8 protein-coding genes are annotated in these 7,337 nt (G+C 49.0%); 6 read left to right on the plus strand and 2 right to left on the minus strand.

The features are described from left to right. The first annotated feature begins 270 nt into the window (after window positions 1-270). From ovoA to MHN01_RS11085, 6 genes are all read left to right on the plus strand, one after another. A complete protein-coding gene (gene ovoA, locus MHN01_RS11060; protein ID WP_239411402.1) occupies window positions 271-2,385 on the plus strand; it encodes a 5-histidylcysteine sulfoxide synthase in 2,115 nt (704 codons plus the stop codon). A 62-nt stretch (window positions 2,386-2,447) separates the two neighbouring features. Continuing rightward, the gene (locus MHN01_RS11065; protein ID WP_239411403.1) at window positions 2,448-2,759 is read left to right on the plus strand and encodes a DUF1289 domain-containing protein; all 312 of its coding nucleotides are present in this window, start codon (window positions 2,448-2,450) and stop codon (window positions 2,757-2,759) included. Window positions 2,760-2,879: 120 nt separating this feature from the next. Next, a complete protein-coding gene (locus MHN01_RS11070) occupies window positions 2,880-3,215 on the plus strand; it encodes a hypothetical protein (protein WP_239411404.1) in 336 nt (111 codons plus the stop codon). Between the two features lie 94 nt (window positions 3,216-3,309). Then, a complete protein-coding gene (locus MHN01_RS11075) occupies window positions 3,310-3,759 on the plus strand; it encodes an META domain-containing protein (protein ID WP_239411405.1) in 450 nt (149 codons plus the stop codon). A 70-nt stretch (window positions 3,760-3,829) separates the two neighbouring features. Beyond that, window positions 3,830-4,870, plus strand: a complete 1,041-nt coding sequence (locus MHN01_RS11080) for a hypothetical protein (RefSeq protein WP_239411406.1) — start codon at window positions 3,830-3,832, stop codon at window positions 4,868-4,870. 97 nt (window positions 4,871-4,967) lie between these two features. Next, complete coding sequence (locus MHN01_RS11085; protein ID WP_075767659.1) at window positions 4,968-5,450, plus strand: CreA family protein; 483 nt, start codon at window positions 4,968-4,970, stop codon at window positions 5,448-5,450. A gap of 38 nt (window positions 5,451-5,488) precedes the next feature. Here the strand turns inward: MHN01_RS11085 and MHN01_RS11090 are convergent, their stop codons facing one another. Both MHN01_RS11090 and MHN01_RS11095 read right to left on the minus strand, forming a co-directional pair. Beyond that, entirely contained in the window at window positions 5,489-6,634 is a 1,146-nt protein-coding gene (locus MHN01_RS11090; protein ID WP_239411407.1) for an ABC transporter permease, read from the minus strand. After that, window positions 6,631-7,337 (minus strand): ABC transporter permease (locus tag MHN01_RS11095; protein ID WP_239411408.1); only part of this gene is annotated, 707 nt, incomplete at its 5' end. The genes MHN01_RS11090 and MHN01_RS11095, both read right to left, overlap by 4 nt.

The raw sequence follows: 7,337 nt of genomic DNA on the forward strand, positions 1-7,337 counted from the left end.
TTTTGCTGTCTTTGAATGATTTCATTTGTCTGACGGGTTATATCATCAATAAAAAAATTGGTCATAAGAGCAGATATCACATTAAGCAGTAACCCTGTGGCCACTAATATCCAAGTTGGCACTGTCCACTTTCTCATATAACCCTATGTCCTCGTGAAATTATCCGCAATGACCCCTCTAACCAGTATGGCAAAAATCTCACCGATGTTTTGGTGAACCATTTCCTCTCTGACTACGTTTAAAGATACTGTTTAAGAAGGGAATAGCTCAATGGATAACAAACTGACTACAGCCACTCGGACCCTGTTACTGTCAGGTGACGATGAAAACTCAAAGCGTCAGGAACTAAAACAAGCATTCAATCAGACATGGGCTTTGTACGAATCTCTCTTCGAGGTGATCAATAAAGACAGTGCCTACTTCAGCAAACCTGAGCCGCTACGCCACCCTCTTATCTTCTACTTCGGCCACACTGCCGTTTTTTACATCAACAAGCTAAAGCTCGGTAAATACATTGATCATCGAGTTAACAAGCACTTCGAGTCGATGTTTGCCATCGGCGTCGACGAAATGTCATGGGATGATCTTGACGAGAACCACTATGACTGGCCCTCTGTCAGTGAAGTTAAAACCTATCGAAACGAAGTCAGCCGACTGGTCAATACTGTCATCGACGAGATGCCTGTCGCCCTGCCCATAACCCAGGACGATCCTGGCTGGGTGATCTTGATGGGAATCGAGCATGAGCGCATCCACCTCGAAACATCCTCCGTTATCATTCGCCAACTCCCACTTTGTGATGTAACACCCCACCCCGACTGGCCAGCCTGCCGGGACACAGGTACAGCGCCTTCCAATCAGTTGCTCTCTGTCGGTGGCGAGACAATGACACTAGGAAAGCATGATAACGACGATACCTATGGCTGGGATAACGAATTCGGCCAGCAGACATTCAAAGTCGATGATTTTAAAGCATCCAAATACCTGGTATCCAATCAAGAGTTTATGGCTTTTGTTAATGATGATGGCTACCGCAAACAGCGCTACTGGAACGACGAAGGAAAGGCATGGCTTTCGTATACCCAGGCCACCATGCCACGCTTCTGGCGCAAGCAGGATAACCAATGGCTGCAGCGCAACCTAACAGAAGAGATTCCGCTGCCACTTAACTGGCCGGTAGAAGTCAATCAACTGGAGGCCAAAGCGTTTTGTAACTGGAAGGCTGAGCAACTTCAGGCCAATATCCGGCTGCTGACCGAAGCCGAATGGTACATACTGCGAAGCAACATCGAAGACGATTCACCGACCTGGCACGAAGCCCCCGGCAATATCGAATTGGCCTACTTCGCTTCCTCTTGTCCAGTAGACCGATTTGAACATGAAGGGTTTTACGATATTTTGGGCAATGCTTGGCAATGGACAGAAACCAGTATTGATGGCTTTCAGGGATTTCAGGTCCACCCGCTGTATGATGACTTCTCGACCCCGACGTTTGACGGTAAACATAACCTAATCAAAGGCGGCTCATGGATATCGACCGGTAACGAATCGATCAGCTCTTCGCGCTATGCATTTCGACGTCACTTCTACCAGCACGCCGGGTTCCGCTACATCGAGTCGAACCAGGACCCGGCCAGCATGACCTCGCTCAATGTCTATGAGACTGATGAGCTTATCTCCCAGTATCTTGAATTTCACTATGGCGACGAGTACTTCTCAGTACCGAACTTTTGCGTTAACGGCGTCAAGCAGTGCCTGAGCGAAATTCAGCTTAGCCACACGGCCAAGGCATTAGACATCGGCTGCTCTGTTGGACGCGCCTCATTTGAGCTCGCCAAGACATTCGATCATGTCGACGGTATTGATTTCTCTGCCCGTTTTATCCAGCAGGCCTATAACCTGAGCGAGCAGGGCGAGAAACGCTATACCATTCGCACAGAAGGGGACTTGGTAGAATTCAAGAGCACTACATTGGCCCAATTAAATTACAGTGAAGAGGTCAGAAAAGTGAATTTTGTCCAGGGTGATGCCTGCAACCTCAAGCCGCAGTTCAGCGGTTATGATCTTGTCTATGCCTCAAACCTTATAGACCGGCTCGGCGATCCCAAGGCCTTTCTAACAACCATCCACCAGCGCATCAATGAAGGCGGTTATCTGGTGATCGCCTCTCCCTATACCTGGCTGGAAGAGTACACGACGAAGGCAAACTGGCTGGGTGGCATCAAAGTGCATGGCGAAAACTTCACCACGCTCGACGGGCTGACCGAAACTCTCATCCCCCACTTCGAACTTATTGCAGTCAAGGAGATCCCCTTCGTGATCCGCGAAACCAAGAGGAAGTTCCAACATAGTCTGTCAGAAATGACCATCTGGCGAAAACGCTAGATTGTCACGCGACCTTGGTGTTACTGTACTGCTCCCGTAACGAGCAGTACAGAGCATAACGAGTGAAAACACCTTGTGTCGCAAAATGTAAAAATCACGAAGGGATCTGTAGTGGTTGCTTTCGCACCATGACAGAAATTACCGGATGGCGCCTGATGAATGATGAAAAACAGACCAAGACCATAGATGAAATAAAAGGCAAACGTTCAACGCATACCTGCAGCTCGTGCGGAAAACTAGCCTACTGTGATATCAGTGCCGGCAAATCATCCTGCTGGTGCTTCGAGCTGGCCAAAAGAGACACCTCAGGAATAGAGTCGCCAGACTGCCTGTGCCGAGAATGCCTGTCAAAACTCCCCTTACGCGAGATATGACACTCATTCCATACTTGTGTGATATTTAAGCCATCTATTCGTTCTTTGACGGTTGGAAGTTGAGTATTTGCACTAAGGACATATAATCACCGACTCCTATCCCACTGAAAGAAATGTCTGATGCCAAATCTCCGCTGTACTATTCCTCTTCTTCTCGCGCTATCAGGCTTTACTCAGGCACAAGTCACTCACGCTCTGCCCGAGAACGAGGAAATCTGCAGGGAAAGCGTCGGAAAACTGCTTATCGAACAGCACGCTATTTTCAGTAACACGCAAATCGACCCTGATATTCGTCGTGCTGCCGAACGGGCCATCGATACCACCCGCGAAGCATATAGCAAAAACGAAAGTTACTGTCAGGCACAAGAGGCCCTTCAGGCTTACAAGACAAAAAGCAAAGAAGATTTTCATTATCGCGATGGTGAAGTGAACTATTTCGGCCGAGGAAATATCTAACTATTTCTTTATACCCCGAAACGAGTTACCCCAGTCAAGTGGGTATACTATTATTAGCACACGGGGCCATTATCGTGGTAATGAGGTAATTTTTATGAAAAAGTTGCTGAAGGCAGGGATACTGAGCGCTTTTTTCCTGGTTGGTTGTGAGCAAGAAGTACAGACGGGTTTCTCAAAAGACAACCTGAAAGATAACTGGGTTCTGACAAAAATTGATGGTAAAGATGTCAATATATCGGAACCGAGAACCCCTCCCGGCATGACAATTGATACAGAGTGGAAAGTTGCCGGGTTCAGTGGTTGTAACCGCTTTTTTGGCCAGGTCGAGGTAACAGAAGAGAGCAAACTCCGAATCACCGCCATGGGGTCGACCAAAATGGCGTGCATTCAGGATGATCAGGCAACGGTAGAGTCCATCATGACCAAGTCGCTACAGAAGTGGAACAGCATCGCGCTGGAAAACAACATTCTGACTCTGACCTCAGAACAACATATCCTGACATTCATGCCAGAAGCTATCTCGGGCTCGGAACCTCCCCAGTAAATCGGGACGGTATTGTTAAAAAAGGCGCTAATTGGCGCCTTTTTGATTAACGGAAAGTGCCAAGCCAAATATGAAAGTAAGCAAACAAAAAGCAAAAGTGCTCAACTCAGCCATCACGCACTGGGAACAGGAGCAACTGATTTCTGACGAACAAGCCAGACAGCTTCGAGGCAGCTATCAAGTGGTTGGCTTCGACTGGAAACTACTGGCTGTTTACTCATTCTGGATAGCCATCACCTGCTTCATCATTTCCATTGGCGTCTTATTGGCCGATGACTACCTTATGGAGCTACTGGCAACGATTATCGACACCCCGGCCAGCATCCTTTCAGTTATCAGCGGCGGCATTGCCGTGCTCTTTTATCGCGCAGGCGTACAGCGTCGCAAGAAGCACCCACAGAAGAATATCAGCAACGAAGCTACCTTCTTTTTTGGCGTATTGATGACAGCCGTCTCCATCGGCTTTCTCAGCGAAACAGCACTATTCGATACCACCCATGATGCCATTTTGCTCCTGGTACTGACTGGTATCTATGCCGTACTGGGCATTCGCCTGTCATCGGTACTGATCTGGCTTTTTGCCCTTTTCGGCTTCGGGGCCTGGGTACTGTCGCAAACCAGTTACCTGGCAGGCTCCAGCGGCTACTTCCTGGGGATGAACCTGCCGCTGCGGTTTGTCTTTGTCGGATTGTTCGTGATCACCCTGAGCTTACTCACAGGCAGGCAAGAGCGATATCGCCATTTAAAGGAGCCCACCCTATTTGTCGGGTTGCTCTATTTCCTGACAGCGTTATGGCTGCTCTCTATTTTCGGCAACTACGAAGACGTCGCCAGCTGGAGCAAGGTCAAGCAAATTGAACTACTGCATTGGTCGTTCATTGCCGGTGGCTGCTGTCTCGCTATTCTCTACCTAGGTATAAAGTCAGACAGCACCTTGTGCCGAAGCTTTGGCATAACCTTTTTGCTGATAAACCTCTACACCCGCTATTTCGAGTACTTCTGGGAGTCTTTCCATAAGACGGTATTCTTTGCCATTCTGGCCCTGACCTTCTGGCTTATCGGCTCACATGCCGAAAAATTGTGGCAGATAGGGAACCGAGCGTCGAGATAATTGGGTGTTTTCATTGGTAAATCTGATGAAATTGGTATCATTGGCTAATATCCGGCTGCACTGCCCCCGGCCCAAATACTTCGCATGGAGAAGAAGAATGAAAAAAATGCCGTTAATTGCAGGTTTACTTGCAGCAACAACCTTGTTAGCAGGCTGCTCTGACAATGAGGTTGGTGATGTTAGCCTTGGTGTTTTCACCATGAAAGACATCAAAATTGAAAATCTGAAAGACGATGAGGTTACTGGTGTGACGTGTCATATTGCCTCGATCGAAGCCGACTTTAGCCTGGCCGATCCAAGTGACAGTTCGATTTCTTGCCGCCAGACAGGCGAAATTACACCAGAGATGATTGCTAACATCGACAAGAGTAAATCAGGCGAAGTGGTATTTAAAAAGTCGAAAAGCATCTTTTTCAAATCGATGAAGGTAAGACGCATCTATGATGCTGATAACCAAACCCTGCTCTACTTGTCTTACACAACCAAAGAAACTGACGGAAGTTTCAAGCATAGCCTTTCTACGGTTCCACTTTGGGGAACCAAAGCTTATGTCGAGCCTAGCGCAGATATAAAGCAATAAGTTAAAAAGGGAAGTCTAACTTCCCTTTTTAATTATGGTTATTGTGTGTTTCGATTCCGATACATTAACAGGGCGATCCCGCCGTAAGCTGCTACCTGCAACCATAGCTGACCCCACAAATGAATGATCTGCTCAAAATCTGCCCCCATCTGATTCAACCTCAGGAAAGCATGTATTGCCGGTGTAGCCGGTACCAGTTGAACCAACGCAGTAATAGGGGCCGGGATCGCTGACACCGGCCAGATGAATCCCACTGAGAAAATCAGTGGTATCGAGCTAAGCAATACCACCACTGTCGCCAGTTCCCGCCTTGGGATCAGCTGTCCGATGATCATCCCCATAAAAATCACTGCCAGCAAAAACGGCACCGTGACGGCCAGCAAATCCGGGATAGTCGCCAGCTGGTTGATCTGATAGAAAGAAAAACTAAAACCAAAATAGTACATGACCAAAGGCAGATAAATCAGCACGAACAGACAGGCTCTTACCAGTGCCACCTTCAAGACCGGATACTGCCGCCAGTAACCATTCTTTCCCTGTCTGGCATATTCATTTTGGCCCCCCTCCAGCAGAGCTACCGCAATCAGTAGTGTCTGGTGCAGAATCAGGACAAAAACAGCCGGAACGACATAATTGATATAGCCCATCGTCGGGTTAAACACCGGCTGCATAGATAGCTTGATTGGCGAATACTGCTCAGAAGCCAGCGCCATATTCTCACCCGACATCACCATGCGCGACACTTTGGCCTTGGCACCAAGCGTTCCTCCCGCTGTTGTCAGCCCTTCTACAACCGAGCCGTAAACGAGAAAATAGGCCGCATCACCGGCATAGGCCAGGGTCGGACTCTTGCCGAGCAGTAAGTCACGCGAAAAGTGCTCCGGGATCACCAACAGCCCCTCAACCGTACCGGCATTGAGAATTTCCTTGGCCTGTTCAATACCTGGGGCACGCGCTGCAAGCTGTATCTGCGGTGTCGCATCCACCATACGCTCCAGCTCACGGCTAATCTGACTGTTGTCCAAGTTGACCACAACAACCTGCTGCTCGCGCGGAAGCTGCTGAGAATATGGCAACGGGTACAAAAAAGAGTAAATCAGCACGCCGCCAAATACCGTAAAGAGGATCGACGGGTTGGTAAAAATGGCGTTTAGCTCAAACTTACACAAGGCTCGCCAGCTCATGATGTCACTCCTTTCAGACCGTCTCTGTCATTGCCTTGATTAGCCAATCTCCTCACCCTCAACAGTGCAACGACAAGCGCCAGGGCAAAGAACGACAATGTCCCGAGAGCAGGTAGCGCCTCGATAATATTTTGGCCATGATTGACCTGATGTACCTGAACTTCGAGATAGTGAGTCACAGGCAGCATTGCCCGCCAGACCTGAGCAAACATGGGCATGTCCGTGGCCGGAAAAGTCACACCGACAAACGCAAAAGCCGGAGCGGTAAAGCCAGCAGCCAGACTCATAGCCTTGGTGGCATCAAGCGGCAACAGAAAGAACAACGCCGCTACGCCCTGACAGGCAATCACCGTAAGCAGTTGTGCCAGCAGAAGAATGGTCCAGCTACCGTGCATTGGCCAGCCGAGAAGGACATACAATCCCCAGAGGAACAGTATTCCATGCAGCCAGAACAAGAAGGTATAGGGAAGTAATTTGGCGAACAGGTTGCAAGCCGGTGCTGGTTGCAGCCACGTCCTGATACCCTGCTGGCGGCATTCTGCAGCCAGGACCATTATCGTTGTCACAACAATCAGAACCTGCCACAGAGCCGGAATTGTCGCGGATACCAGAAACTGGCCGTAGTGGTTGTTACTGTTGTACAGCGGTGTCACCTGCGAGCGAATTGGCACAGCCTGCCCCAGCGCCTTGGCCGGAACGGCTT

Source organism: Photobacterium sp. OFAV2-7 (assembly GCF_022347985.1).
Taxonomy (GTDB): Bacteria; Pseudomonadota; Gammaproteobacteria; order Enterobacterales; family Vibrionaceae; genus Photobacterium.